Source organism: Dactylosporangium cerinum (assembly GCF_042653625.1).
Lineage (GTDB): Bacteria > Actinomycetota > Actinomycetes > Mycobacteriales > Micromonosporaceae > Dactylosporangium > Dactylosporangium cerinum.
This window is the reverse complement of sequence record NZ_JBHSIU010000040.1, coordinates 1-25,927: the sequence shown is the minus strand read 5'-3', so window position 1 is coordinate 25,927 and position 25,927 is coordinate 1. Positions and strand designations below refer to the sequence as shown.

General features: G+C 69.6%; 20 protein-coding genes and 3 pseudogenes. 9 read left to right on the top strand and 14 right to left on the bottom strand.

Annotated features, from left to right (window positions below):
* The 5 genes and pseudogenes from ACFPIJ_RS29010 to ACFPIJ_RS28990 all read right to left on the bottom strand — a co-directional run.
* A pseudogene (locus ACFPIJ_RS29010) lies at positions 1-443 on the bottom strand (histidine kinase); the annotation flags it as partial.
* 880 nt (positions 444-1,323) lie between these two features.
* The gene (locus ACFPIJ_RS29005; protein WP_380119402.1) at positions 1,324-2,457 is read right to left on the bottom strand and encodes a WD40 repeat domain-containing protein; all 1,134 of its coding nucleotides are present in this window, start codon (positions 2,455-2,457) and stop codon (positions 1,324-1,326) included.
* Between the two features lie 315 nt (positions 2,458-2,772).
* Positions 2,773-3,288 carry a hypothetical protein gene (locus ACFPIJ_RS29000; protein ID WP_380119400.1) on the bottom strand — a complete coding sequence of 172 codons (516 nt, stop codon included), beginning with the start codon at positions 3,286-3,288 and terminating at the stop codon, positions 2,773-2,775.
* Positions 3,289-4,098: 810 nt separating this feature from the next.
* Positions 4,099-5,040, bottom strand: coding sequence for a trypsin-like peptidase domain-containing protein (locus ACFPIJ_RS28995; protein ID WP_380119398.1), 942 nt, complete (start codon positions 5,038-5,040; stop codon positions 4,099-4,101).
* A gap of 7 nt (positions 5,041-5,047) precedes the next feature.
* Entirely contained in the window at positions 5,048-5,266 is a 219-nt protein-coding gene (locus ACFPIJ_RS28990; protein ID WP_380119396.1) for a trypco2 family protein, read from the bottom strand.
* Positions 5,267-5,511: 245 nt separating this feature from the next.
* On the opposite strand from ACFPIJ_RS28990, the gene ACFPIJ_RS28985 reads away from it, so the two are divergent.
* The 3 genes from ACFPIJ_RS28985 to ACFPIJ_RS28975 all read left to right on the top strand — a co-directional run bounded on the left by ACFPIJ_RS28985 (position 5,512) and on the right by ACFPIJ_RS28975 (position 6,939).
* Positions 5,512-5,820 (top strand): hypothetical protein, encoded by a 309-nt coding sequence (locus ACFPIJ_RS28985; protein ID WP_380119394.1) that lies wholly within the window; start codon positions 5,512-5,514, stop codon positions 5,818-5,820.
* Between the two features lie 472 nt (positions 5,821-6,292).
* Positions 6,293-6,592, top strand: a complete 300-nt coding sequence (locus ACFPIJ_RS28980) for a hypothetical protein (RefSeq protein ID WP_380119393.1) — start codon at positions 6,293-6,295, stop codon at positions 6,590-6,592.
* A 44-nt stretch (positions 6,593-6,636) separates the two neighbouring features.
* Complete coding sequence (locus ACFPIJ_RS28975) at positions 6,637-6,939, top strand: hypothetical protein (protein WP_380119391.1); 303 nt, start codon at positions 6,637-6,639, stop codon at positions 6,937-6,939.
* On the opposite strand, the gene ACFPIJ_RS28970 is transcribed toward ACFPIJ_RS28975, so the two are convergent.
* The 3 genes from ACFPIJ_RS28970 to ACFPIJ_RS28960 are packed head-to-tail and all read right to left on the bottom strand — an operon-like array spanning position 6,936 to position 7,609.
* The gene (locus ACFPIJ_RS28970; protein WP_380119389.1) at positions 6,936-7,061 is read right to left on the bottom strand and encodes a hypothetical protein; all 126 of its coding nucleotides are present in this window, start codon (positions 7,059-7,061) and stop codon (positions 6,936-6,938) included. The two genes, ACFPIJ_RS28975 and ACFPIJ_RS28970, sit on opposite strands and share 4 nt — an antisense overlap.
* Positions 7,062-7,116: 55 nt before the next feature.
* Complete coding sequence (locus tag ACFPIJ_RS28965; protein WP_380119387.1) at positions 7,117-7,404, bottom strand: hypothetical protein; 288 nt, start codon at positions 7,402-7,404, stop codon at positions 7,117-7,119.
* 28 nt (positions 7,405-7,432) lie between these two features.
* On the bottom strand, positions 7,433-7,609 hold the full coding sequence (locus ACFPIJ_RS28960; protein ID WP_380119385.1) for a hypothetical protein: 177 nt from the start codon (positions 7,607-7,609) through the stop codon (positions 7,433-7,435).
* A 122-nt stretch (positions 7,610-7,731) separates the two neighbouring features.
* Here ACFPIJ_RS28960 and ACFPIJ_RS28955 point away from each other — a divergent pair, with 122 nt between their 5' ends.
* The 3 genes from ACFPIJ_RS28955 (at position 7,732) to qcrB (ending at position 15,515) form a co-directional block, all read left to right on the top strand.
* Positions 7,732-12,552, top strand: coding sequence for a family 43 glycosylhydrolase (locus ACFPIJ_RS28955; protein WP_380119383.1), 4,821 nt, complete (start codon positions 7,732-7,734; stop codon positions 12,550-12,552).
* Positions 12,553-12,668: 116 nt separating this feature from the next.
* The gene (locus ACFPIJ_RS28950; RefSeq protein ID WP_380119404.1) at positions 12,669-13,268 is read left to right on the top strand and encodes an SDR family NAD(P)-dependent oxidoreductase; all 600 of its coding nucleotides are present in this window, start codon (positions 12,669-12,671) and stop codon (positions 13,266-13,268) included.
* A 621-nt stretch (positions 13,269-13,889) separates the two neighbouring features.
* The gene (gene qcrB, locus ACFPIJ_RS28945; RefSeq protein WP_380119381.1) at positions 13,890-15,515 is read left to right on the top strand and encodes a cytochrome bc1 complex cytochrome b subunit; all 1,626 of its coding nucleotides are present in this window, start codon (positions 13,890-13,892) and stop codon (positions 15,513-15,515) included.
* 261 nt (positions 15,516-15,776) lie between these two features.
* Here qcrB and istB read toward each other — a convergent pair.
* From istB to ACFPIJ_RS28925, 4 genes and pseudogenes are all read right to left on the bottom strand, one after another.
* Positions 15,777-16,461 (bottom strand): annotated as a pseudogene (gene istB, locus ACFPIJ_RS28940) (IS21-like element helper ATPase IstB); the annotation flags it as partial.
* Between the two features lie 278 nt (positions 16,462-16,739).
* A complete protein-coding gene (locus ACFPIJ_RS28935) occupies positions 16,740-17,120 on the bottom strand; it encodes a hypothetical protein (protein ID WP_380119379.1) in 381 nt (126 codons plus the stop codon).
* Positions 17,121-17,552: 432 nt separating this feature from the next.
* A pseudogene (locus ACFPIJ_RS28930) lies at positions 17,553-17,813 on the bottom strand (integrase core domain-containing protein); the annotation flags it as partial.
* Between the two features lie 221 nt (positions 17,814-18,034).
* A complete protein-coding gene (locus ACFPIJ_RS28925; RefSeq protein WP_380119377.1) occupies positions 18,035-19,882 on the bottom strand; it encodes a sensor histidine kinase in 1,848 nt (615 codons plus the stop codon).
* A gap of 413 nt (positions 19,883-20,295) precedes the next feature.
* Between ACFPIJ_RS28925 and ACFPIJ_RS28920 the strand changes: the two genes are divergently transcribed.
* Entirely contained in the window at positions 20,296-21,615 is a 1,320-nt protein-coding gene (locus tag ACFPIJ_RS28920; RefSeq protein WP_380119375.1) for a PQQ-dependent sugar dehydrogenase, read from the top strand.
* Between the two features lie 31 nt (positions 21,616-21,646).
* The gene (locus tag ACFPIJ_RS28915; protein WP_380119373.1) at positions 21,647-21,781 is read left to right on the top strand and encodes a hypothetical protein; all 135 of its coding nucleotides are present in this window, start codon (positions 21,647-21,649) and stop codon (positions 21,779-21,781) included.
* Between the two features lie 55 nt (positions 21,782-21,836).
* Here ACFPIJ_RS28915 and ACFPIJ_RS28910 read toward each other — a convergent pair whose 3' ends face one another.
* Positions 21,837-23,252 (bottom strand): wax ester/triacylglycerol synthase family O-acyltransferase, encoded by a 1,416-nt coding sequence (locus ACFPIJ_RS28910; RefSeq protein WP_380119371.1) that lies wholly within the window; start codon positions 23,250-23,252, stop codon positions 21,837-21,839.
* A gap of 865 nt (positions 23,253-24,117) precedes the next feature.
* On the opposite strand from ACFPIJ_RS28910, the gene ACFPIJ_RS28905 reads away from it, so the two are divergent.
* Entirely contained in the window at positions 24,118-25,260 is a 1,143-nt protein-coding gene (locus tag ACFPIJ_RS28905) for a N(5)-(carboxyethyl)ornithine synthase (RefSeq protein ID WP_380119369.1), read from the top strand.
* Between the two features lie 58 nt (positions 25,261-25,318).
* Here ACFPIJ_RS28905 and ACFPIJ_RS28900 read toward each other — a convergent pair.
* A partial coding sequence (locus tag ACFPIJ_RS28900; protein WP_380119367.1) for an IS6 family transposase occupies positions 25,319-25,927 on the bottom strand: 609 nt, incomplete at its 5' end.

Sequence of the window (25,927 nt, the reverse complement as noted above, 5' to 3'; positions counted from 1 at the left end):
CCGGCGCCGGCATGCGCCGAGTATAGGTGCCCGATCAACACAGCCGGGTTCCCGTCGCGGCGGGTGCGGAACGATTCGCGATGCACCGGTGAGCCGGCCGCGCGGGCGATCACCATGAGCTCCGGGAAGTCGGCAAGGTCGGGTTGCGGACGCTCCCGACCCTCGGGCACGCCGTAGCCATCCGCACGCAGCACCCCGGTGACCACGCGCAGTTCCTCCAGCGCCTCGTGCGCGTTCGACCGGATGGCCCCGGCCGCCATCGCCACCCGCGTGCTGGCTGACGAGCGACAAGCGGTGGGCGAGCACGTCGTGCATCTCCCGCGCGATGCGCGTGCGTTCCGTCAGCCGTGCCTGCTCGACCCGCAGGTGCTGCTCGGCCTGAGGCAGCTGGCCCGTTCGCGCAGCGAGGCGACCAACTGGCACTGTGCCCGCGCAAACGTGCCCAGCCCACCGCACTCGCGAGGAGCCCGCCCGTACCGCGAGTCGACCCGGAGCGGGAACTGGGGGTCGTCCTGCAGCAGGAAGTAGACCGAGACGGCGGCGACCCGCCACGGCGACGGACGCGGCGACCAGGTTTCGAGGAGGACGGCTCGATCGGGGCGCAATACCTCGTCCTCAAGGACCGTTGGGACGTCGATCGGCCGTGTGGAGCACCCCGCGAACCGCCGGCGAATGATCTTCACCGCAGGGCCGAATCCGATGGCCGTCAGATGCCGACACGGCGCTGCCCACGACCAACTCGGTGGGCGGGACACCGCCCAAGGTCCAGACCGATCGGCACGGAGCAGCACAAGCCGACGCCGACCGGTCTGGACCCTTCCGAAACAGCCGATCACTTTCGGAACACATCAGGTCCACAATGGACGAACGAGCAGAGGCGGTTGATCTACGTTTTCCGCAGGTCAACCGCCTCTTGATATTGCGCGCCCGAAGGGACTCGAACCCCCAACCTTCTGATCCGTAGATAAGAAGTCAGACGTTCCTGGTCCGAGCCTTGAACGGCTTGTTTTTGGCGAGCCCGATTATGCCGGAAATCAACGGCTTGTCCGTCCACTGTGGACGTTTTGCCATCGCCTCCGCTGGCGGGGCGTCGCGTGTCAATCGAAGCGCGGATGGATGCGTGGCGAGCTTCGCAGACCTGCCGCCCGGCGAGTCACTCGCGGCGCCGCTCATCTTCGCCGAGCGCCTCGCCCGGCTGGCCGCCGACCGCGCACTGCTGCCCTGACCGTGACCGCCAGCGGCGGCGCTACGCCGGGGTGAACAGCGTGAGGCCGCCGCTGGCGTGGGCGACCACGACCCCGGGGCCACGCACGGCGAGGGCGGTCACGTCACAGGCGATGCGGTCCGCGACAGTCCACGTCGCTGGGTCCCACACCAGGAGCTCGGCGTCGCCGCCGGTGACGAGGCGCCCGTCGGCCAGCACGGCCGCCGCCCGCGCCCCGGCGTGCCGGCCCCGGCTGGGCCGGCCGCAGGCCGGTCGGGGTCCCACACCATCAGGCCGCACTCTCGGCGCCCGACGGCGACGACCCGCCCGTCCGGCAGCGCCGCGACCGCGGCAAGGCCCTCCGGCGCGCGCCCGATCTCACGGGGGTCTTCGCCGGGCCGGGCCGGGTCCCACACGAGCACCCGGCAGTCGCCGTCGGTGACCACGCGACCGTCCGGCAGGGCCGCTACTGCCCCCGGGTCGACCACATTGCCGACGGTGTGAGCGACGACGTCGGCCCCGTTGAACCGCCATACGGTGACGTCGGACCGCGCCCCGTCCTTTCCGTCGACGACGACCACGCCGCCATCCGGCAGCATCGCGACGCGAGGAGCCTCCGCGGTCTGCTTACCCACCGGCTCAACCACCACCGGCTCGTAGATGTCGAGGTGGGCGGGGTCCCAAACCAGCACCCAACCCGGGAACCCGTCCACGTATTCAGTCTCCATGAACGGCACGACCCGGCCCTCCGGAAGGGCGGCCAGCGCCCCAATCTGCCTCGACCGGGCAAGGCGAACGTCCAGCGGGGCGGCTTCGGGACGGGCCGGGTCCCATACCTGCACGCGGCCGTTCTCTCCCGCCGCGACCACACGCCCGTCGGGCAGCACCGCAATCGCCCGTGCCAGCATGTCGTCGCGGTCGCGGTCCGGCCGCGCGGGGCCTTGGCGCGTCGGATCCCACAGAAGGACTCGGCCGTCGTGGCCGCCGCTGACCACCCGCCCGTCGGGCAGCACCGCCACGCCTCCGACGCCGCCCGGCTGCTGGCCGATCTCCTCGGGCTCGGCCTCGGGCCGGCGCGCATCCCACAGCAACAACCGGCCGTCATGGTCGCCGCTGACCACCCGCCCGTCGGGCAGCACGCCGAGCGCCCCCGCTCTGGCTTTGCGGCCCCAGCCGGGCGACCCGGGGTCGGCCGGGTCCCAGAGCCCGATACCGAGATGGCCGACGACGACGACACGCCCGTCCGCGAGCACCGCGATGGCCTGGGCGTAACCCAGCGGCCCCCAGCTCCTTCGGATCGGTGCCCGGGGCGCCCAGGTCCCACACCCGAACCCGTGGGTCGTCGACGTTGAGGTACTGGACGTAGGAGGCCGTCACGAGCCGATCGGCGAAGAGGGCGGCGATCGCCCCAACCCCACCGGGGTGGTGACCGACGGTCTGCGGTTCCTCGCGGGGACGATCGGGGTGCCAAATCTGGATCACCCCGGACAGTTGCCGGCCGACCGCCAGCCGCCCGTCGGGCAGCGCCGCCAGCACCGCGCCCATGTGCTCGTGGGGTCGACCGTCGCTCAGGCGCTGCGTGGGGTCCCCGGGCCGCGCCGGGTCCCAGAGGAAGACGGCCCCGAAGCCCCCATCGCCAGCCGCCCGTCCGCCAGCACCGCCAGCGAGTACGCGCCGGACAGCGCGAAGGGCTCCGCCCCCGGCCGGGCCGGGTCCCACACCAGCGCCCGGCTCGAATCGGTGGAGACCACCCGCCCGTCGGCGAGCGGCACCATCGCGCGCACCGCGTGCTTGTGGCGGCCGAGTTCGGCGACGAGGGCGTGGTGGCTTGCGCGCCGGTTGGTCCACGTCGGCACGAGGGTGGCTGCGGCGGGCAGCCGGGCCCGGAGTGCCCTGGCAAGGTCCGCGGCACCGAGCTCCATCGTCTGGGCCAGTAGCTGGCGGGTGACGTACCCGGGCCGCGTGACTGCGCCCGTCCGCAGGCGGTGGGCCTGGCCGGCCACGGCCGCGCGCAGCGAGCCGACCGCGACGTCGCCCGGCGCGGCGGCCGCGGCCCGGTCCATCTCGGCTAGGACACGGTCCACGCCGACGGCGACGATCGCCGCCTCGGCCCAGCCGGGGTCGGCCGCCAGCGCGGTCAGCCGCTCGGGGCGGTCAGTGAGCGTGGCCGGGTAGCTGTCCAGCAGGTACCGGGGCGTGTCGGTCGGCCACCCCGCCCGGCGCCAACCGTCGGCCCAGTCGTCGATGCGCCGCCGGTGGGCCGGGTCGGCCAGGACTGGGTGAGCCTGCGCGTACTCCAGCAGCGACGCGTGCGCGAACTGGTACCGCGGTCGGTCCGCCGGGCGGGCCGGTCAGGTCGGCGAGGTCGGCCGGCGTCAGGGCGCCCGCCGCCACCGTCAGCAGGCCGAACAGCTCGGCCGCGAGGTCGCCGACCGGCCCGCGGACCGCGAGGTCGATCTCCTGCCGGGCGAGATCGGCCAGGTGCGCAGCGCCGGAGAACGCCCTCACGGCGACCGGGTCGGCGACCCGCAGCGGATGCCCGGAGGCGACGTCGACGGGCAGTTGCGGGTGCGGACGGCTGGACACCAGCACGTGCGCCCGGCCGCCGGCCAGCGTCGGGAGGACGGCGGCGACGCTCGGCAAGCCCGGCGGCTGCAGGTCTTCGTCGAGGCCGTCGACGACGAGCAACAGGTGCCGGTCGAGCCGCTCGGCCCGGGCAGCGGCGGCCTGCCACAGGGCCGCGAACTCGCACCGGTTCGCCGCCGGCTGGGCGGTGCCGCACAGCGCGGCCAGCTGCGGCACCACCGCCGCCAGGAACCGGGCGCTGTCGGCGTCCGACGCCCGGCGGGACAGGAAGAAGCACACGGCGTCGACCCCTGGCGGCAGGCCAGCGGTCACCGCCTCGAACAGCAGCGCCGTCTTGCCCGTGTACGCCCCGCCGGCGAGCCACCGGTAGCCGGCGGTGCCGGTCGCGAAGGCGGCGAGCTCCGCCAGCTCGCGCTCCCGGCCCAGCAGCAGCGGCATCCGCGCGTGCAACGCCCGGCCAAGGTCGCCGACCGCCGCCCAGTACGGGGCCTCGCCCGCTGCCGCGGCTGCCGGCAGCACGGCCAGTTCGCGCGGCCCGCCGACGCCGAGCCGTGCCACCAGGCGGCCGGGTCGGCGACGCCGGCGCCCCAGCCCGGTTGGTCCGGATGCGCCTCTAGGGCGGTCAGCGGGACCACGGTGAGGGCCGACGGGCCCTCCCGCAGCCCGTGCTCGGTCACGACCCCGAGCAGCCGGCCGTCGGCGACACCGGCGCGCCCGACATGCCGGACCAACTCGGACCGCTCCAGCCCGGCGGCGTCTGGCGGCAGCGGCCGGGGCGCGATCGACACCACGAGGCTGAGCAGGCCGCGGGCGAGCTTCGATAGCGCGGGCACGGCGCCCGTCGCGTCGACGCTGTCGCGGACCGCCTGCGGGCCAGGCACGTCGGCGAACCAGGGGAAGCCGAGCGCGTGGCAGCGCTCCACCACCGCCGGCGCGTCGCTGTCGCGGTCCACCCGCGCCAGGCCGAGCGGCCATCGCGGGGCGTCCAGCCTGGGAACCTCGAGCATGGCCAGGTCCGGTCCGGGGCCGTCGACGTCGCCGACGAACCGGTCGTCGACGGACGCGGCGTAGCGGCGCTTGTCGGGGTCGCGGACCCAGACCGCGGCCGCGCCAGCGACCACGTGTGCGGCGGTCAGCACGGTGCGGCCCGCCACGATGCGGCCGGAGCCGTACCGGTACCGCCCGCTGGCCGCCGCGCCGCCCAGGTCGGCGATCACCTCGACCAGCCGGGCCGTCAGCGGTACGCCCACCGGCGGCCTACCCCTTCAGCTCGTCGCCGGACTGTGGAATCCGTACCGGCCGTCCGTCGCGGTCGACCGGGCCGCCGAACAGAACCGTCAGCTCCACGGTCATCGACTCCACCGGCAGCTGTATGCCGGATCCGGCGCCCGCCGCCCGCGCCCGCAGCAGCTCGTCACGCAGCACGCCAATAGCCTCCGCGAGCCCCAGCCCTTCCACGTCGCCGTCCACCGTCATCGCTCCTCCAGCTCACCAGCACCGGCCACGCCACGTTTACGGCACGGCGGACCCGGACCACAACCCCGTACCGGCCGGATTGGCGGCGCCGCCCCGTCAGACCCGGCGCTCGGCGTCGCGGATCGGCACCTCGCGGTCGGGTGGAAGGTAGGCGGCCAACTCATCTCCTTACTTCAGCCCTTGCCCCCGCAGACTGGCCGGGCCAGAGTTGGACGTGAGCCCAGACGCTGGCGAGGTGATCGGAAATGGTGTTCGCCGTCTTCTTGATCGTGCTGGTGGCAGTCGCGGTCGTGTCATCCGCCAGCGCATGGGTTGCCAGGTGCCGAAGCCGGGATGCGACCGGAGCACAGCCGGCTTCGCCGCGACCGGCGGACTCGTGGGCTATCTCTGAGGCGATCGGTCGGGCTGACTCGGACGGCGAGTGCGTCGAGGCCGTACTCACCGTGTGGCTGCTTGCTGGTTACCTGTCGGCCGAAGGGTACCGGCGAGACATGGCCAGCCTTGCCGCGCAGGACGCGCTCTTCCATCCGCTGGTCACCCCGCCCGACCGGTGATCGGGCCTTGCACAGCGCACACCGAAGCATGCTGCACCGGGGCATCGACGGCGAGGACACCAGCCAGCAATGGTTCGGCGCAGGGGCCTGACTGAGACGGCGTTGACGCGCGGCCGTCGGCCTCCACCACCGGCACCGGAACGCTGAGCTGGACCAGACTGGGAGTAGACGGGGGAGACTCCCCCGAGTTCTCACCCCGCACCGGCCGGGTTCCGGCGTAACGTGAACGTTGGCCTGCGAGACGAGCGGGAGAGCGAAACTGGTAACCCAGTTGAGCTGAGAGGCTGAACGACTGAAAGGTCGGACGGCGATCCCGTACACCTGACCCGGGTAATGCCGGGGAAGGAAATCGCCTCGCAGGTTATTTGTGTGCACTGAACACCGGCCACGCCGTCCATGACGGCGTGTTTGACGTTCTTGACGGACGCGGAATCCTCCCGGATGGCCGCCGATCGAGGCGTACCGCGCCGGAATGGGCTACTACGTCTGTTCCGCCAGAATCGCGTGGTCGAATGCTGCTGCGGTCGGTTGGGTCTGTTCAGGCATGCATGTTGAGCTTCTCGGCGGTGCGGAACAGCAACGTGGCTTTCTCGAATTGTTGTGGGTCGCCTTCGCAGTCGATGACCACGATCTGACCGGGGCGCAGCCGCCGACCTACCATCGGACAGCCCGCTCAAACGTCACCCGTGGTGCCAATCGCCCGCCCCAAGATCCGCCAAGCGCCGGACGCCGTCGTGGCTTCGACGCGTACCCGGAGCAGTCGCGTCGGTAGCCACCGAGCCAAGTAACGGGGGTCGAGCACCCGACCAACAGGCCGTGATCGAGTGGTTCGCCGACCGTGATCCGGCCGAGGCCTGCAACCTGTTCGGGCTCCTCATCCGGGTAGAGGAACGGCTACGTCAGCAACTTGGCCAAGTTCCGCGCGGCCGATGCCAGCTCCCTCTGCCCGTCGGTTCCGACCGGTCGACGCTGAGTCCGGAGACCAAGGAGGTCGCGATGAACGGACAGCGGATCATCGTCGAATACAGCGGATCCAAAGAAGTGTCAATCCCCTGGAATCGTGGAGGACTGCGTTATGCGGCCTGGGTCTCCAGGGCAGGGCCTCGGCAAAGTCGTTAGGTGATGCCGAGTAGGGCCAGTGGCCGGTTGGCGTTGCGGGCGTGGTGGCGGTTGGCGGCGGCGATGTTGGTGGCGCCGGCGAGGCGGAGGACGCCGATGGCGGTGTTGCGGATGGCGGCCATGACCGGCGGGCCGGTGCCGGTGCGGATTTGGGACCGGTCTTCGTCGTAGGTGACGTCACGGACCCAATGGACCTTGTTCTCGATGGACCAGTGTCCGCGGATCCAGTCGGCCAGGTGTGTCGACGTCGGTGCTGGCCAGGACGATGCCGGTGTGTTGGTCGGCGGCGGCTAGGACGTGCCGGGCGGTGCTGTCACGGGTGCGTGAGTCGCGCAGGGTCTTGCCGTCCACGGCGATCGCCCGCCTGGATCCGGGCGCTGGTGTGGGAATCCTTGTGCCGAGCCATGTTTCGATCGCCGCGGCGAGCAGATCCGGGTCGATGGCTTGCAGCAGTCTGCGGATCATCGCCTCGGACGGTCGCCGGTCCGCGTCTTCACCCTGTAACCACGCCGCCGGGCTGTGCGTCGCAGTTGGCGGGTGTGCCGTCGATGACCATGCCGTGCCCGACCAGGGTGGCGGCCAGGCGATAGCCGACCGCGCGGCCCACGCCGAGGAGGGTCGCGGCTTCTCGCGGCGCCTGCTTCGTCAGCGATGCGCCACCGTCGTGCAAGCATGTGAGCGGACACATTTCTTGCTGGAATGGCGGACCAGATGCTCTTGACCGGCTTGTTTGTGGCGTTGACAATACGGGTCTGTTAACGCTCACATTCGCGTCCCTTTGAGGAACCCGCCATGCGACAAGCGTTCCCACAGCGTCAGCAACCATCCTTCGCCCCCACACCGTCCCGCCTCCGCGCCCGCACGCTCGCCGCGGGCGCGCTGCTCGCCCTGCTCTCCGGGCTCGTGCCCGCCGGACCGGCCGCTGCCACGGACGTCACCAGTGGCCTGCTGCTGCGCTACGACCTGACCCAGACATCCGGCACCACGGTGATCGACAGCTCCGGCAACGGCAACAACGCCACGCTGAACGGCGGCGGCACGTGGACCGGCGCGAACGGCCTCGCGCTCGACGGCGTCGACGACTCCGTGAAGCTGCCGAACAACCTCATGGCCGGGCTGTCGTCCATCACCGTCTCCGTCGACGTCTACGTGGATCCGGCGCAGCAGACCCCGTACTTCATCTGGGGGCTGGGCAACTCGGCGACCTCCTCCTCCGGCACCGGCTACCTGTTCACCAGTGGTGACGCGTTCCGCGCCGGCATCACCACGACCAACTGGGCCGGCGAGAAGGTGACCGGCAAGGGCGGGAACCTGGCCCGGGGCGTGTGGAAGTCGGTCACGTACACCCAGACCGGCACCACCGGCACCCTGTACGAAGACGGCGTCCAGGTCGCTCAGAACACCGCCGTCACGGTGCTGCCCAGCGCCGTCGGCAACGGCACGACGATCAACAACAACCTCGGCAAGTCCAACTACGCCGCCGACCGGTTCCTCAAGGGCAAAGTGCTGAACTTCCGGGTGTACAACCGGACGCTCAGCCCTGCGGAAGTGTCGGCGATCGCGCTGCCGGACACCCAGCGGGTGGCCGCCGACGCCGCCGGCCTCGACCTCGGCGATCTGTCGAAGGTGACCGGCAACCTGACCCTGCCCACCACCGGCGCGTACGGCTCGACGATCGCCTGGTCCTCCAACGACCCTGCGACGATCAGCCCGACCGGCACGGTGAAGCGCCCGACCCCGTCCGCCGGGCCGGCCCAGGTGACCCTGACCGCCACGCTCACCCGGGGCTCCGCGACAGACACCAAGGCGTTCACCGCCACCGTGCTGCCCGACGAGTCGGACCAGAGCAAGGCCGACGCGGCGGCGGCCGCGCTGTCCCTGGTGCACGCCGACGACGTCCGGGGCAACCTCACCGTGCCCGCCACCGGACTGTACGGCGCCACCGTGACCTGGCGTTCCGCCCAGCCGGCGATCGTCGCGCCGGACGGTGTCGTGCACCGCCCGGCACACGGCGACGGCGACGTGCAGGTGACGGTGACCGGCACCGTCACCATCGGCACGGCGAGTGCCGAACGGGCCGTCGAACTCACCGTCCGCGAACTGCCCGCTCCTGCCCCGTACGCCGGCTACGCCTTCAGCTACTTCACCGGGAACTCGATCGCCGGGGAGAAGATCTACTTCGCGGCCAGCCGCGGCAACAACGCCTTGCGCTGGACCGAGGTCAACGGCGGCCAACCGAAACTGGAGTCGACGTACGGGACCCTGGGACTGCGCGACCCGTTCCTCATCCGGTCCCCGCAGGGCGACCGGTTCTACCTGATCGCCACCGACCTCTCCATCGGTCGCAACGGCGACTGGGATCTCGCCCAGCGCCAGGGCAGCCGATACCTGGAGGTCTGGGAGTCGACCGACCTGGTGAACTGGTCCGCGCAGCGGCACGTCCAGATCTCGCCGCCGAGCGCCGGCAACACCTGGGCGCCCGAGGCCTACTGGGACGACGTCCGCGGCGAGTACCTCGTGTTCTGGGCCTCGAAGCTGTACGCCGCCGACGACCCGAACCACACCGGCGGCACCTACAACCGGATGCTCGCCGCGACCACCCGCGACTTCGTCACCTTCACCGAGCCGACGATCTGGCAGGACCCGGGCGCGTCACGCATCGACTCGACGGTCATCAAGGCCGGCGACACCTACTACCGCTTCACCAAGGACGAGGGCGGCGGCGGCACCGGCTGCTCGGACATCATCCAGGAGAAGTCCCCGTCGCTGACCGCCGTCGACCTGCCGGGCAAGCCCTCATGGTCCATGGTCGACTCGTGCATCGGCCGCGACGCGGGCACCTCCGCCGTCGAGGGGCCGACCGTGTTCAAGGCGAACCCGGGCGACACCTCGGGCTCGGCGTACTACCTCTTCGTCGACGAGTACGGCGGCCGCGGCTACATCCCGCTCGGCACCGATGACCTCGCCAACCCGAACTGGCGCGTCCCGGCGTCGTACAGCCTGCCCGCCAGCCCACGCCACGGCACGGTCATCCCGGTCACCCAGCGGGAACTCGACGCCCTCATCGACGCGCCGCCGCCGGCGAAGCGCACCGAACAGGGCCTGGTCGCCCACTACCCTCTCAACCAGGGCAGCGGCGCCACGGTCACCGACGACTCCGGCAACGGCTACCACGGCACCCTCTCCGGGGACGCCAGTTGGAGCGACGGCACCCTGTCCCTCGGCGGCGGCAACGGCCACGTCCGGCTCCCCGACAACATCATGTCCGGGCTCACCGAGATCACCGTCTCGTTGGACGTGAACATCGCTGCGGACCAGGCCACGCCGTACTTCATCTGGGGTCTGGGCAACACCGACGCCGGCGGCGCCGGCAACGGCTATCTCTTCACCACCGGCAACAACTACCGCAGCTCCATCAGCGTGAAGAACTGGACCGGCGAGGAGACCGCCGGCAGCTCCAGCGCCGTGCCCCGCGGGGTGTGGAAGACGCTGACCTACACCCTCGACTCCGCCGGCACCGCCCGGATCTACCTGGACGGGGTTCGGGTGGCCGAGAAGACGGGTGTGGTCAACCGGCCCGGCGACATCGGCAACGGTCGTACCACGGCCAACTACATCGGCCGGTCCCTCTACGCCGCCGACAAGTACCTCAAGGGCAAGGTCCGTGACTTCTCCATCTACGGCCGGGCGTTCACCGACGCCGAGGTCGCCGCACTCGGCTCGAACGCCACCGGCGTCACCGCCGTACAGCTGGCCAGCCTGAAGGTCCCCGCCCTGATCGACTCGGCGACGAGCACCATCACCCTGCCGGTCAAGCCGGGCACCGATCTACGCAATCTCGACCCGGCGTTCGTGAGCGCGCCGACCTCCACGATCACACCGGCCGGACCGCGGGACTACTCGTCGCCGGTCACGGTGACCGTCACCAGCCAGGCCGGCGCGACCCGCGCGTGGACCGTGCGGGCCGTGGACATGCGGTCCCCCGTCCTGCCCGGATTCAACGCCGACCCGAACATCGTCCGGTTCGGCGACACCTACTACATCTACGCCACTACCGACGGCTACCCGGGTTGGAGCAGTTCGACGTTCAAGGTGTGGTCGAGCAAGAACCTCGTCGACTGGACCGAACACAGCACGATCCTGGATCTCGGACCAGACATCGCCTGGGCGGACAGCAACGCCTGGGCCCCGACCGCCGTCGAGAAGAACGGAAAATACTACTTCTACTTCTGCGCAGCGCAGAGCATCGGCGTCGCCGTGTCGGACTCGCCGCTCGGGCCGTTCGTCGACCCGCTCGGCAAACCGCTGGTGAACAAGGCCGACTACAACGGCGCCCAGCAGATCGACCCTGCGGTCTTCACCGACGACGACGGCACCAGCTACCTCTACTGGGGCAACGGCAACGCCTACGCCGTCCCGCTCAACGCCGACATGATCTCCTACGACGTGACCAAACGGGTGCAGCTCACCAACCTCACCGGCTTCCGCGAGGGCCTGTTCATGCACAAGCGCAACGACAGCTACTACCTGTCCTGGTCCATCGACGACACCCGCAGCGAGAACTACCGCGTCGGCTACGGCATCGGCACCAGCCCGCTCGGACCGTTCACCAGCAAGGGCGAAATCCTCACCAAGGACACCAGCCAGGGCATCCTCGGCACCGGGCACCACTCCATCATCCAGGTCCCAGGCACCGACGACTGGTACATCACCTACCACCGCTTCGCGATCCCGGGCGGCGACGGCACCCACCGGGAAACCACCATCGACCGCCTCTACTTCAACGCCGACGGCACGATCCGGGCGGTGGTCCCGACCCTGACCAGCGTCACTCCACTGCACTACGAGGGTGGCCAGCCGCAGGCCACCGTCTCCAACCCGGGCACCGACGGCTGGTACGGCGCCGGCGCCGCCCTGACCCTCACTGCCGGCCCGGGCGTGCGGCTGATCGAGTACCAGATCGACGGGCAAGGCTGGTTCCCGTACCGGGAACCGGTCACGCTGACAGCCGACACCCACCACATCGACTACCGGGCACAGGGCGTCAACCTGTGGTGGAGCGACCCGTGGTCCCTGACCGTCAAGGTCGACCCGGTCGCACCGACCGTCACCGCGACCCTGTCGGCGCCCTCAACGTCTCGGACCGTCACCATCACCGGCAGCGACGCCGCCTCCGGCGTGGCCCGCACCGAATACCAGGTGGACGACGGGCCGTGGCAGACCTACCAGTCACCCGTGGTGCTCGACCCCGCAGCGCACGTCGTCCGCTACCGGGCCACCGACCTGGCCGCCAACACGAGCGATGTGGGTGTCCTCCAGGCGCCGGCATTGGCGCCGGCACCCATCGCACTGCAACGCCCGGAGGTGGGCGGAGCGCCCAAGGTCGGCAAGGTCCTCACGGCCACCCCGGGCGAGTGGGACCAGTGTGACCTCACGTTCTCCTACCAATGGCTGCGCGACGGCACGCCGATCGCCGGCACGACTGGACAGCGGTACACCCTCCAGGCCGCCGACGTCGGCCACCGCCTGTCCGTGCAAGTGACAGCAACCCGCACGAACACCATTCCCGGCGTCGCGCGGTCGAAGGAGACCCTACCGATCATGGCCAAGTAGTCACGAGCCAGCGGGGTGCTCGCCCAGATGTCCGGCTGAGCACCCCGCTGATCGGTGGTCTATTTGCCGGAGAACGTCCACAGGTATCACTGCCCTAAGACGAGGCTGTCGCGTCCATCGGTTCAGCGGCCACCGCGGTGCCGGGTGACATCACGGACCCGGCCGACCTGGACCGGCTGTACGCCGCGGTCCGCGACCGCGGCCAGGGCCTGGACGTGCTGTTCGCCAACGCGGCCACCGCCTCGTTCGCGACGCTGGAGCAGACCACCGAGGAGGACTACAACCGGATCTTCGACGTCAACGTCAAGGGCACGCTCACCACCGTGCAGAAGGCCCTGCCGCTGCTCAACGAGGGCGCCTCGGTGATCCTGAACGCCTCCACCGCCGCCGAGCACGGCGCACCGGCCTTCGGTGCGTACTCGGCGTCCAAGGCTGCCGTACGGTCTTTCGCGCGAACCTGGGCCAACGAGCTCAAGGGCCGGGGCATCCGCGTCAACGCGATCTCACCGGGCCCGATCGACACTTCCGGGATCACGGAACTCGTCGGCGAGCAGTACGCGGCCGCTACCAAGGCGAACCTGGCCGCCGGGGTCGCGATGGGCCGGATGGGACGCCCGAAGGAGGTCGCCGCCGCCGTGGCCTTCCTTGCCTCCGCCGACAGCAGCTACATCATCGGTGCCAACCTGTACATCGACGGCGGCGAGAACCAGATCTGAAACCGCTCCGTGGCGGCGTGACGGTCAGGCTGTCACGCCGCCACAGTCCGGCATCGGCGATGACTCGAACCGGCCCGCCGTGCCCCATAGACCTGGTCACCCGATCGAGACCTGGGCTCAACGTCCAGTCCAACACCCTGAGCAGACAAGCCATCCACATGCGGTCGGCTCGCTCGAAGAAGGCAAGGTTGCCCACATGACCGGGCTGTGGCGGCCGCGCGACCAGCAGCGCGTCGATTGCGGCGTGGGCGGCCGTGATCGCGCTGACGCGGCCGACCTCGTAGAATGTATGTAGCCGGGGTCGCATTTCGATCACGGGAGGTGCGCCGTGGTAGACCCGCACCAGCCCCAAAACGAACCCCCAAGGCCCGACGCAGGAGCGATCGCAGCCCGGCAAGCGGGAATATTGAACACCGCCGGGTGGCGGCTACTGGTGTGGTTTGTCATGGCGATTGCGGCATTGTGGCTGCTCAAGCAGTCCGGCGTCCTCGGGGTTTGATGCCGGCGTCACCGCCAGTGGCCATGCTCAGGCGAGGCTCACGTCCCCAGTCCGCTGGAGCGTACGCAAGCCCCGAAAGGGACTACAAAAGTTGCGGTTAGACCAGCCCTCCGGGAGCGGTCATGAAACGGCGCAAAACCGACGTCCGGGCCCTGCCGGCCAAGTCCGCCGGGGCGCTCGACGAGCGCTTCCAGGCGGCAACGCCGCTGCGGCGCCTGCTCAACAAGGTATTCCCCGACCACTGGTCGTTCCTGCTGGGCGAGATCGCGCTCTACTCGTTCATCGTGCTGCTGCTCAGCGGTACCTTCCTCGGGCTGTTCTTCGACCCGTCGATGCGCGAGGTCGTCTACGACGGCAGCTACACGCCACTGCGCGGTGTGGAGATGTCCCAGGCGTACAACAGCACGCTGCAGATCTCATTCGACGTGCGCGGCGGCCTGTTCATGCGGCAGATGCACCACTGGGCCGCGCTGCTGTTCGTGGCCGCGATCGTGGTGCACATGTTCCGGATCTTCTTCACCGGCGCGTTCCGCAAGCCGCGCGAGGCCAACTGGATCGTCGGCATGTTGCTGTTCTGGATGGCCTTCCTGGAGGGCTTCGCCGGTTACTCGCTGCCCGACGACGCGCTGTCCGGCACCGGCCTGCGCATCGCGAGCGCGATCATGCTGTCCATCCCGATCGTCGGCACCTGGGTGACCACCTCGCTGTTCGGGGGCGAGTTCCCGGGTGAGGTGATCCTCGACCGGCTCTACATCGTGCATGTGCTGCTGGTCCCCGGCGCGCTGCTCGCGCTCATCAGCGTGCACATGGGCCTGCTGGTGAAGCAGAAGCACACGCAGTGGCCCGGCCCCGGCCGGACCAACAACAACGTGGTCGGCGTGCGCATGGTCCCCGGCTTCGCGGCCAAGGCCGGCGGCTTCTTCATGATCGTGTTCGCCGTGATGGCCGCGCTGGCCGGCTTCTTCCAGATCAACCCGATCTGGCTGTTCGGCCCGTACAAGGCAGCAGTGGTCTCGGCGGCGAGCCAGCCCGACTGGTACGTCATGTTCCTCGACGGCGCGGCCCGTCTCTTCCCGGCGTGGGAGATTCGGTTCCACTTGTTCGGTAACGGCTACACCCTCCCGCCGATCTTCTGGCCCACGGTTGTGCTGCCCGGTCTCCTGTCGATGTTGCCGATGTTGTATCCGTTCATCGAGCAGCGGTTCTCGAAGGACAAGGCTGTCCACAACCTGCTGCAGCGCCCGCGGGACAACCCGTCCCGCACCGCGCTCGGGGCCATGGCCATCACCTTCTACATGGTCCTGCTGGTCTCCGGCGGCAACGACGTGGTGGCCGACAAGTTCAACATCAGCCTCAACGCGATCGTCTGGGCGGGGCGTATCGGCATCCTGATCCTGCCGCCGCTGGCCTACTACCTGGCGTACCGGATCGCGCTGGGCCTGCAGCAGCACGATCGCGAGGTGCTGGTCCACGGCATCGAGACCGGCATCATCCAGCGCCTGCCGGACGGCCGCTTCGTTGAGATCCACCAGCCGCTCCCGGTGGCCGGCGATGGGCGGGGCGCCGAGGAGGAGCACGGCCCAGAGTACGCCGACTGGGTAGTGCCGAAGAAGATGAACCGCGTCGGCGCGCTCGCCCCGCCGGTGAGGGGCTTCTGGTTCCCGATCGAGAAGGCCGCCCCGCCGAAGTCGGCCCGGCGCGAACTCGAAGAGCGCGAGGAGATCACCACGGGCCACAAGGTCAAGTAGCCGGGAGGGGCCTCACCTCTCGGCTCTCACAGGCCAGCGGGCCATGTCCAACAGCGGCTACTACCTCACCGGCATGATCGCCTGCCCGGAATGCGGCAACCGGCATCGGCACCTCGGCCAACGGACACACCAAGCGGTACCGCTACTACACGTGCTTCACCAAAGCCTGCTCCGGCAAGTACCACGTCCCGGACGGCGATCTTTCGCCCCGGCCCTTGATCCAATGACGGATTCGGTCGCCATTGGTCGCCACCCCGCACTCATGGCTGCGGCGACGACGTCGTCGCCGAAGACTTCGCCCCAGCGGCCGAAGGGCTTGTTGCTGGTGACGATGAGGCTGGCGCGTTCGTAGCGGCTGGAGACGAGTTGGAAGAACAGGTTCGCGGCTTCGGCTTCGAACGGGATGTAGCCGACTTCATCGATGATCAGCAGCGGAATCCGGCCGAGTTTCACCAGCTCGTCCTGCAGTTTCCCGGCGTGGTGGGCGTCGGCGAGGCGGGACACCCATTGCGCGGCGGTGGCGAACGCGACGCGGTGCCCGGCTTGGCAGGCCCGGATACCCAGGCCGATGGACAGGTGGGTTTTGCCGGTGCCGGGCGGGCCGAGGAACACGACGTTGTCTCTGCCGGTGACGAAGTCCAGGGTGCCCAGGTGCGCGATCGTGTCGCGTTTGAGGGAGCGTTTGGTGCTCGAAGTCGAAGTCTTCGAGGGTTTTGCGGGCGGGGAACCGGGCGGCGCGGATGCGTCCGTCGCCGCCGTGCGCTTCGCGGGCTGCGACCTCGCGTTGCAGGCAGGCGGCGAGGAACTCCTCATGCGTCCATGACTCGGTCCGGGCCCGTTCAGCGAGCCGCTCGACCGCTGCGGCGAGGGACGGTGCCTTCAACGCCCTGGTCAGGAACGCCAGTTCCGCGGTCACGTTCCGCGTAGTGGTGCTCTTGGCCGGCATCACGCCACCTCGTTGCCGTCGACGGTGACGCCGAACATGCGGTCGTAGTCGCCCAGGTCGCGGTGTTCGACCTGGACGGCGACCGGTGCGACCTTGGCCAGCCGGCGGGCCGCGCACAGGTCCGCGGCCGCTGCGTGGTGGACCTACCCCGCAGGGCAGCGGCTCGCCCTCGGCGGTAGAGGGGCTGGCACCGCTGCCCGACCGCCCGTCCCGGACCGAGGCACGGGCCATGACACGGACCCGCCCGGGACGTGCACACACCGCCTGATGGAGCGCTGTCATCCGTACACCGCCAGCGCTGCCTCGGGGATGAGGTGGTCCGCAGCCGCAATGACTTGCTGGACGGCCGGGTACTGCTTACCGACCCGGGCGATCATCCTGTCGCCGATTTTTGAAATTTGACCCCTTTTGGGTTCCAGTGTGGGGCGCACAGCCATGCTGGTGGCGAAGAGCCGGTCGGCGTTGATGCCGGTGCCGCTGACGCCGTAGACGTAGTTACGTTCGATGGTCCAGCCTGCGGTGTTCTCGGTACGGATGGCGTCGGCGCCGCTGTCAGCGATCCAGTTGTCGCCGAGGTTCCAGTCGGTGATGGCGTTGCCGCTGTTCGCCCCCACCGCCACCGGAAGGCCGACAGCCGCCGCGGCGACAACCGTCGCCACAAGTCAGCGGATAATCACGCGTCCAAGATCAGGGGCGAAGCCCCGGTGAAGGCGTGCAACCTGTCGTGTTCGTCGGTGACGATGCGGGCGGTGGCGGGCAGGTCGGCGCGGATCCTGTGTTTGAGGTGGAAGGTCAGTCTCTGGTTTGACGCAGGTTGGCATAACCAGTCGCGGCGCCCGGGCAGCCCGCTTAGTGCTCAGTTCCTCAAAGGCAGTACACGAACTTGCGGCGGAGTGTGCGGGTGGGTGGTGCCGGTCGTCCCCAGATCCAAGGTTTGGCGTGGGTGTTGAGCTGGGTCGTTGCGGTGTCCACGGCGTAGGCAATCTCGGCGGTGTCGGCGAAGGTCTGTCTGTCAAGCCCCGGGTTTGATGGAGAGTTGGTTGGCTGGTTTCCAGGGGTGCGGCGACCGGCTGGGTCATCGCGTGTAGTGCTTCGTGTCCGGCGGGCGGGACGTGGCCGAGCTCGCCGTGCAGCCGGCGGTTGTTGTACCAGTCGATGTACTCGACGGTGGCCATTTCCAGGTCGTCGAGCCCTCGCCAAGGTCCTTTGTTGCGGACGAGTTCTGCCTTGTAGAGGGAGTTGAACGCCTCGGCCATCGCGTTGTCGAACGAGTCGCCCTTCGAGCCGACCGAGGCGACGGCGCCGGCCTCGGCGAGCCGCTGGGTGTAGCGGATCGCTCGATACTGCACGCCCGCCGACGCGGGCGGCCGCTGGTGTTCCATCGTGCTGCTTGCCCGGACCAGGCCGGAGGAGCGAGCGGCCGTAGACGACGCCCTGAAGGGCGCTCTGAAGACTGAAACCAGCCGAGTTGATGGGCGACCGCCACATACAAGGCCGTCGTCCGCTGCTCCAGCGCATCGCTGTCCGCGAACCGCTGCGCCCGCTCACTCAATCACCATCTGCCAGCACAGCGTCAAGTCGGCCCGCGGCCGATGTCGGTCGGTAGCGTGACGAACAGTGCCGTCCCGCGACCGGCCGGACTTGAGATCTGCAGGTGTCCGCCGAGCGCCTCGACTCGGTCGACGAGACCCACGAGCCCCGAGCCGAGGGCCGGGTCGGCGCCGCCGCCGCCGTCATCGCGGATCGACAGCGTGAGGATCTCCCGTTGGGTCTCGCTGTCGACGGTGATGTCGACGTCAACGTCGATCGAGAGGGCGTGCGCGTGCTTGGTCGCGTTCGTGAGCGCTTCGGACACGACGTAGTACGCGGCGACCTCGACGGATCTGGGCAGCCGGCGTTTGGGGCCTGGGTTGATCGTGACCGGGACGGGGCTGCGGCGGGCGAGCGACTTCAGCGCGGGCATGAGGCCGCCCTGGGAGAGGATGGCCGGGTGGAGGCCGCGGGAGATCTCCTGCAGTTCCTTGAACGTATCGGCCAGGCCTTCGGTCGTCCGGCCGAGCCGCGCCCTGACCTCGTCGGGGTCGCCCGGCAGCAGTGCCTGGGCCTCGCGGAGTTCGAGGCCGAGCGACACGAGGCGCTGCTGGACGCCGTCGTGCAGGTCGCGTTCGATACGGCGGCGGGCCTCATCGGCGGCCAGGACGATCCGGGTACGCGACATGTTGAGCTCCGCCCGGCTCTCGGTGTTCGCGACGGCGGTGCCGACAAGTTCGGTGAACTGTGCCAGCCGCTGCTCAGTATCGGGTGGCGCCGGTTCGCGTCGGGCCCACAGGACGGCCAGGGCGCCCCATACCCGGCCCTCGACCATGATCGGTGCAGCGACCGACGAGTGGAGCCCTTCTTTGCGGGCCAGATCGGCGAGGGCCCCGCCGCGGTCGTCGTAGCTGTCTACGCGGGCAGGGCGGGAGGTGCGCAGCACCAACTCCGTGATGCCGCCTTCGACGGCAAACTGCCGCCCCAGCAGGGGCTCGATGCCGGGTTTGCTGTACTCGGCGATGACGCTGACCGTGCCGGGCGCCTCGTGGCGTAGCAGTCTCGTGGCGTCCGCCGCCAGCAGTGACGCCGTCTCGGCGGCGACCGCGGCGACGACGTCGGCCGGGGCCGCGCCGTCGGCGACGAGCACCGCCACCCGCCGCAGGCTCTCCTGTTCCGTCGCGAGCTCGCGCAGGGAGTTGGCCATGGCCTCGCGCTCGGTCGCGGCCTGCAGCAGTATCTCCAGGTGGGGCACGACCCGTTCGCGCAGCCGACGCAGGATCGGCTCCGGCAGGTCGGCAGGGATGAGCAGGGTGCCGGTCTGCGAGCCGGACTTCAGCGGGAGTGCCGTTCGGCGGTCCTCGGCTGGGACGCTGTCGCGTTCGATCGCCGCGAACGGCAGCTGCAGCGTCTGGGCCAGGCGGCGCGACGCTTCCGGGAGCACCGACCGAAGATCGTGCACTGCCAGACACAGGCGGGCCAGCCCGGCAAAGAGGTCTGCCTCCTCGCGACGTTCGACCGACTCGGTTGCTCGAGCGCGGGCCAGCTCGGCCATCAAGCTGGCCAGTACCGCCGCGACGAGGAACGCCACGAGTTCCGCCCACTCCCGGGTCTGCTTAACGTCGAGGCCCCGGACGGGCGGGACATAGCCGATGTTGTAGGCCGCGACGCTCACGACCGACATCGCCAACGCCAGCCGCAGGCCCCAGATCGTGGAGATCGCCAGCACGCCGAGCAGGAAGAACACCTCCAGGGCGTCCCGCGACGCTATGTGTCCGAGCAGATAGACCAGCAGCATCTCGACCATGACGAGCAGCGCGCCGACCGTGATCCCCAGCCCAAGCGTGGGCGGCGTCGGCCGCACCAGCCGGGCCGCCAGGCGTGCCAACATCACCGAACCCTCTCTCCCCATCGCCCGCCACCGGCGTCACTCTCTGTCATTCCCATGATCGGTTCGTGGTGCGACGCGAGCGATGCGACCGCCTTTGCCTCCGCCCAGCGGCCATGCCGCCTGCGCAATCTGGACGCCCGGGATGAGGCAGGTGTGCCTATACCGATCACCACCATGTCGGCCACCGCAGGTCACGCTATGCCGCTCACCCGGCGCGATCGAGCGAGGCGAAGGGTGACAACCGACCGGTCGACCGGCCCGACGCTCGAACCACCAGCGCACCGGGCGGCCAAGGCTGCTCGCCCTGTCATGCTGATCCCGACAGTCGGGTGAGGCCGCATCTCCCCGGCTTGCGTGACGGTGTAAGCGGATGGCATCTGCTGTCGGGCTGGAGGGCGGCGGTGGAAGCATCAATGCGCGGTGCCGTGCGGCGGATGGTGAGCGGGCCGGTTAGGCTCCGGTGCGTTGGTGGGGCGCTTACCGTGGTACTGCTGCTGGGGCTGCTGGGGGGATGCGCATCAGACCGGACGCCGGAGCCAGACCCCGGGGGCGGGCCGCGATCATCTCCCGGTGGCTTGCCACGTCCCCCTGCGGGGCAGGATCCCACCGACTTCAGCCACGGACCGGCTGATCCGTCCGCTCGCGGCGATGCGTTGGTGTCGGTCACCACGTTGGTGCGGCATCTCGAAATTCCCTGGGGCGTTACGTTCCTGCCGGACGGCGGTGCGCTGGTGACCGAGCGGCGGACCTCGCGGATCCTCAAGGTCGGGCCGGGCCGAACGCCAACCGGCGAGCTGACCGTGGCGGCGGTGGCCACGATCACCGAGGCGAGAGCGGACAACGAGGGTGGCCTGCTGGGTATTGCGGCCTCACCGACCTTCGTCAAGGACCGGACCGTGTTCATCTACTACACCACCAAGACGGACAACCGGATCGCGAAGTTGCGGCTCGGTGGACGTCCGCAACCGATCGTCACCGGCATACCCGGCGGCGGCCTCCACAACGGCGGCCGGCTGGCGTTCGGCCCGGACGGGTACCTCTACGCGAGCACCGGCGACGCCTCGCGGACCGAGAACGCACAAAACCCGGACAACCTCGGCGGAAAGATCCTCCGCATGACCGTGGACGGCAAGCCCGCCCCGGGCAACCCGTCCCCCGGCTTGCTGGTGTGGTCCTACGGGCATCGCAACCCGGAGGGAATGGCCTGGGACAGCCACGGCAACATGTTCGTCGCCGAGATCGGCGAGGCGGTGTGGGACGAACTGAACGTGGTCCAGCCTGGGCGCAACTACGGCTGGCCGATGGTCGAGGGCATCGGCGGCAACGCAAAGTACGACGACCCGATCGTGACCTGGCACCCGGAGGTCGGCGTCAGCGCCGACGTCGCAATCAAGGGCCGGACCGCGGTCGTCACGTGCCTGCGCGGACAGCGCATCTACCTCGTCACCCTGGATGGGGCGATCGCCCACGGGGTCAACAGCCGACTGGTCGAAGGCGGCACGGCCGACACACCCGGCATGCGTTGGCGCCCCGGGGCCGGCGTCGCCGGACGCCCCGTGGAGGCACTGGTTACCGAGTACGGCCGGCTCCGCACCGCGATCAACGCCCCGGATGGCAGCATCTGGCTCACCACGTCCAATCGCGACGGACGCAACGAGCAGGGGCCGTCGCCCGACGATGACCGGATCCTGCGGCTGACCCTGCGCTCCGCGTCCGGTGCAGCCGGAGGCTGAGCGTATCGCCGTTCACCGAACCCTGGATTGGGTGCGCCGGCCGTTTCCGACCGCGCTGATGGAACGGGTGGCGTCTGGTGTGTTCGCCGCCAACCAGGTCCTCGACCGCGCCGGCGCGGCGTTCGAGCCCGTCCGGTACGACTCAGCGGCCTGCCTTGCCGGGTGATGGGGATGGACGCTCCTGCGCCATCGACGCTTGCTCGGCGGCGGTGCGCTCGGGTTCAAAGCGCCGTGCTGCTGGCAGCGGTGAGGGCGGCCAGTGCGGCCGGCACCGCCGCGGCGAGTCGGGGCAGGTCGGGCACCATCTGTGGGTCGGCGCGCAGTCCGACGTGGATGCTTCCCTGGTACGTGGACAAGGCGATGCCGAGTGCTTGGCCGTGCGCCAGCGGCGCGATCGGGTAGACCTCCTGGAGTGGGGCGCCGGCCAGGGTCCAGGGCCGGGTCGGGATGGGCACGTTGGTGACGATGGTGTCGAAGAGCAGTGGGGCGCAGTGGCGGGTCAGCGATGCGGTGAGGTGGTGCACTGCGGCGGGCAGCCGGTCGGCGAGGATCGGGAATGCGCCTGGGCCGTGGGTGAACCCGGCGGCCTTGTGCTGGTTCATGATGGTACGGATCTTGTGGAGTCTGGCGAGCGGGTTGGGTTCCCGGATCGGCAGGTCACACAAGTAGCCGGAGAGCAGGTTGCCGCGGTGTGGTCCGTGGGTGCGGCGGCTGACCGGGATGAGTGCCCGCACGTTGAGGCTCCCGACGCGGCAGTCTTTGCCGGTGAGCCATTCGCGCAGCGCGCCGGTGATCACGGTCAGCAGGATGTCGTTGTCGGTGCCGCCGTGACGTTTCCCGACCTGGCGAACCGTGTCGAGGTCGAGTTTGAGCAGGGCAAGACGCTGGTTGGTGGATGGCGCGGTCGTGCTGATGCCCGGTGCCAGCAGTGTGCCGATCCGGACGTGGGACACCACGGATGCGGCGATGCTCGCGGTGCCGAACGCTTCGGCGACAGCGCCGGGAATGTTCGCGGCGTAGCGGGCGAGCCCGGCGACCGTCCGATCCGGGTGGATCGCCATGCCAACGACGGCTCGCCCGATGTCCAGCAGAGACGACGGCCCGGACGCCGCCCGGTTCGGCGGGGCAGCCCAGTGCGGCGGGGCAGCCGCGGTCGGCGGCGCGTCGGTGCATTGGTCCAGCAGGCGGATGCCCAACTGCACCGCCCGCAGGCCGTCGGCCATGGCGTGGTGGACTTTGACCAGCACCGCGAAGCGCCCGTGGGTGAGGCCGGTGATGAGGTGTAGTTGCCACAGTGGGCGGCGCTGGTTCAGTGGTACGGCCATTATGGTGCCGGCCAGGTCGGCCAACGCGCCTTCGCTGTGCTCGTCAAGGGTGTGCTGGTGCAGGTGGTGTGCGAGATCGAACGACTCGTCCTGGACCCATCGCATCGCGCCGGGTGGCAGCCAGGTCATGCGGACCCGCTGGCGGAGCGACAGCACCCGCTCGACGCGGTCGCCGAGCAGCGCGGACAGCCCATCCGGCGCGATGTCGCGTTGCGGCCCGAAGATCGCCAGCGCCCCCAGATGCAGCGGTGCTTGCCGGGACTCCAGGCAGAGGAAGGCCGCGTCGAGCGCGCTGAGTTGTTCAAGCTCCATCAAATGCCCTGCCGCATGGCGCCTCGTCGTCCCTACGTGGTGATCGCGCTCCAGCCACGGAACCGCCGTCTCACACTCGCGCTGACCCGTCGGGGTGCGTAGCGCCTGCCTGCGGGTCACGCGGCGGGCAGACTCTCCCGACCTCGCACCGATAAACCCGTATCGCGAAGAACTACCCGTTCAGGCACGAAGCTCCACTGTAGACAGCGCCACGGCCGACGCTGACTGATCGGCAGCCCTGCGCTGAAAGGCCGCGGTGCAACGACAGTAGCCGCGGCGTCGATGACGTCGTGCTCGCGCCCGCCCCACAGAGTGACAGCTTCCGGAAATCAAGCGGGCGCGCCTGCGACGGCACGTCGCCTGTGCCCTCATCCGCGGGCCACCAGCAGCCGCCCGCAGCCTCGAAGGCCGACACTCCGTGCCACGTTGTCGGTAGTCCTGCCCTCCCCGATCGCAGGACTGAGCGCCGCGGGGCAGAGTGACCCGAATGTGGTATCCACTCATCCGTCCTTTCGCCGCCGCTCCGCAGCCGATTCGGATGCGGAGGTTCGGGCCCATGCATAGGCTCGTGGTGGCGGTGACGGGACCATCGGATCGGCCGGGGCCGGCCGCCTGATTTTCACGGGGGGTACGTGTCACGTCGATCAGCACACTGACGGCGCCGCGATGCAGTCGCCGATGCAGTTCGGGCAGCAGCCGGGCCAGCAGCCTCCGGGCAGCACACCTCACCGCCCTGGTCCACCACGACGACTCCGCCAGGCGTACCCGCAGCGGGGCCAGGCGGCAGTCGGCTGCCAACAGGCGTGGCCCGGGATACGTAGCCCTGTCGCGTGCTATGGAGGAAGAGACCACCAAGGGGAGACACATGGACCGGCTCAGCCTCGGAGTCCTCGGCACGTCGCGCAAGGAGCACGAGTACCGGCTACCCATCCATCCCCTGCACCTAGATCGGGTCGACGCCGACCTACGGTCCCGGATCTTCCTGGAGCACGGCTACGGGCAACGCTTCGGCGTGCCCGACGAGCAGCTCGCGCCGCTGGTGGGCGGGATCGGCTCGCGGGACCAGCTGATCGCCGCGCGCGACGTGATCCTGCTGCCCAAACCGACGCACGAGGACATCGCCGAGCTGCGGCACGGGCAGGTGCTCTGGGGCTGGCCGCACTGCGTCCAGGACGAGGCGGTCACCCAGCTGGGCATCGACCGCCGACTGACCATGATCGCTTGGGAGGCGATGAACCACTGGACGGCGGAGGGCGCGTTCAGTGTTCATGTCTTCCACAAGAACAACGAGCTCGCCGGCTACTGCTCGGTGCTGCATGCGCTGCAGCTGCTGGGGAGCACAGGGGACTACGGCCGCCGGCTGCGGGCCGCGGTGATCAGTTTCGGGGCGACGGCCAGAGGCGCGGTGATCGCGCTGAACGGGCTCGGAGTTTCCGACGTCACCGTCCTGACCCATCGCGAGGCGACCGCGGTGGCCTCACCTATTCCCTCGGTTCGGATGGGCCATTTCGAGCGAACCGAGCCCGGCTCCCCGCGGACCCTGGCGATGAAACGTGTCAGGCCGCTGCCGTTGGCGGAGTTCCTCGCCGATTACGACATCGTCGTCAACTGCGTGCTGCAGGACACCGACGCGCCGTTGATGTTCGTCACGACCGACGAACTGGGCCTTTTCGCCCCAGGCACCTTGTTCGTCGACGTGTCGTGCGACGAGGGCATGGGCTTTGAATGGGCGCGGCCGACGTCCTTCGCGGACCCGATGTTCGGGGTCGGGCACGGGATCCACTACTACGCGGTCGACCACAGCCCGTCCTACCTGTGGAACTCCGCGACCTGGGAGATCAGCGAGGCGTTGATCCCGTACCTGCGTACGGTGATGGACGGGTCGGACGCCTGGGACCAGGATGAGACGATCCGCCGGGCGATCGAGATCCGCGACGGTGTGATCCGGAACTCCAAGATCCTCTCGTTCCAGGGGCGCTCCGCCGACTACCCGCACGCTCATATTTGAGCGGGCACCGTTACATTATGGGATCGTTGGACGCGTTGAACCTTGATCGGGTCGGCGGTCAGATCGCTTGGGCGAGTTCGGTGAGCGCAGCGGCGACCCGCGTTGCCGACGGGGCGTCGATGGCGAGTTCGTGGTGGCCGCGGCGTAGGTTCTGCATGAAGGCGTGTCCGGTGATGATGACCTGTGCGGTCTTGTCCGTTCGTAGCCCACGCATCGGTCTGAGCCGGTGTTTGAGCTGGCTGTGGTCGGCCTCGATCGGGTTGTTGGCGTACTGCTTGACGTGGTGCCACGCCTGCGGGATCAGCTCGTCGAGGACCGCGGGATGGACCGCGGCGGCGTCGGTGACCACCTCGGCAGGCTTGACCTTCAGCGTGGACAGCGCACGGCGGAAGAACCTCCTCGCCGCGTCAGCGTCTCGGCGCACCGAAACGAGCACGTCGATGATCTGCCCGTACTGGTCGACCGCCCGGTACACATACCGCCAGACTCCGTTGACCTTGATGTACGTCTCGTCAACGAACCACCTGTCGCCGGGCGCATGGCGGGCGAACCGGGCCACGTCGGCCAGCAGCGGGGTGAACCGCTGCACCCACCGGTAGACGGTCACATGGTCGACCTCGACGCCACGTTCGACCAGCAGCTCCTCAACGTCCCGGTACGACAGATT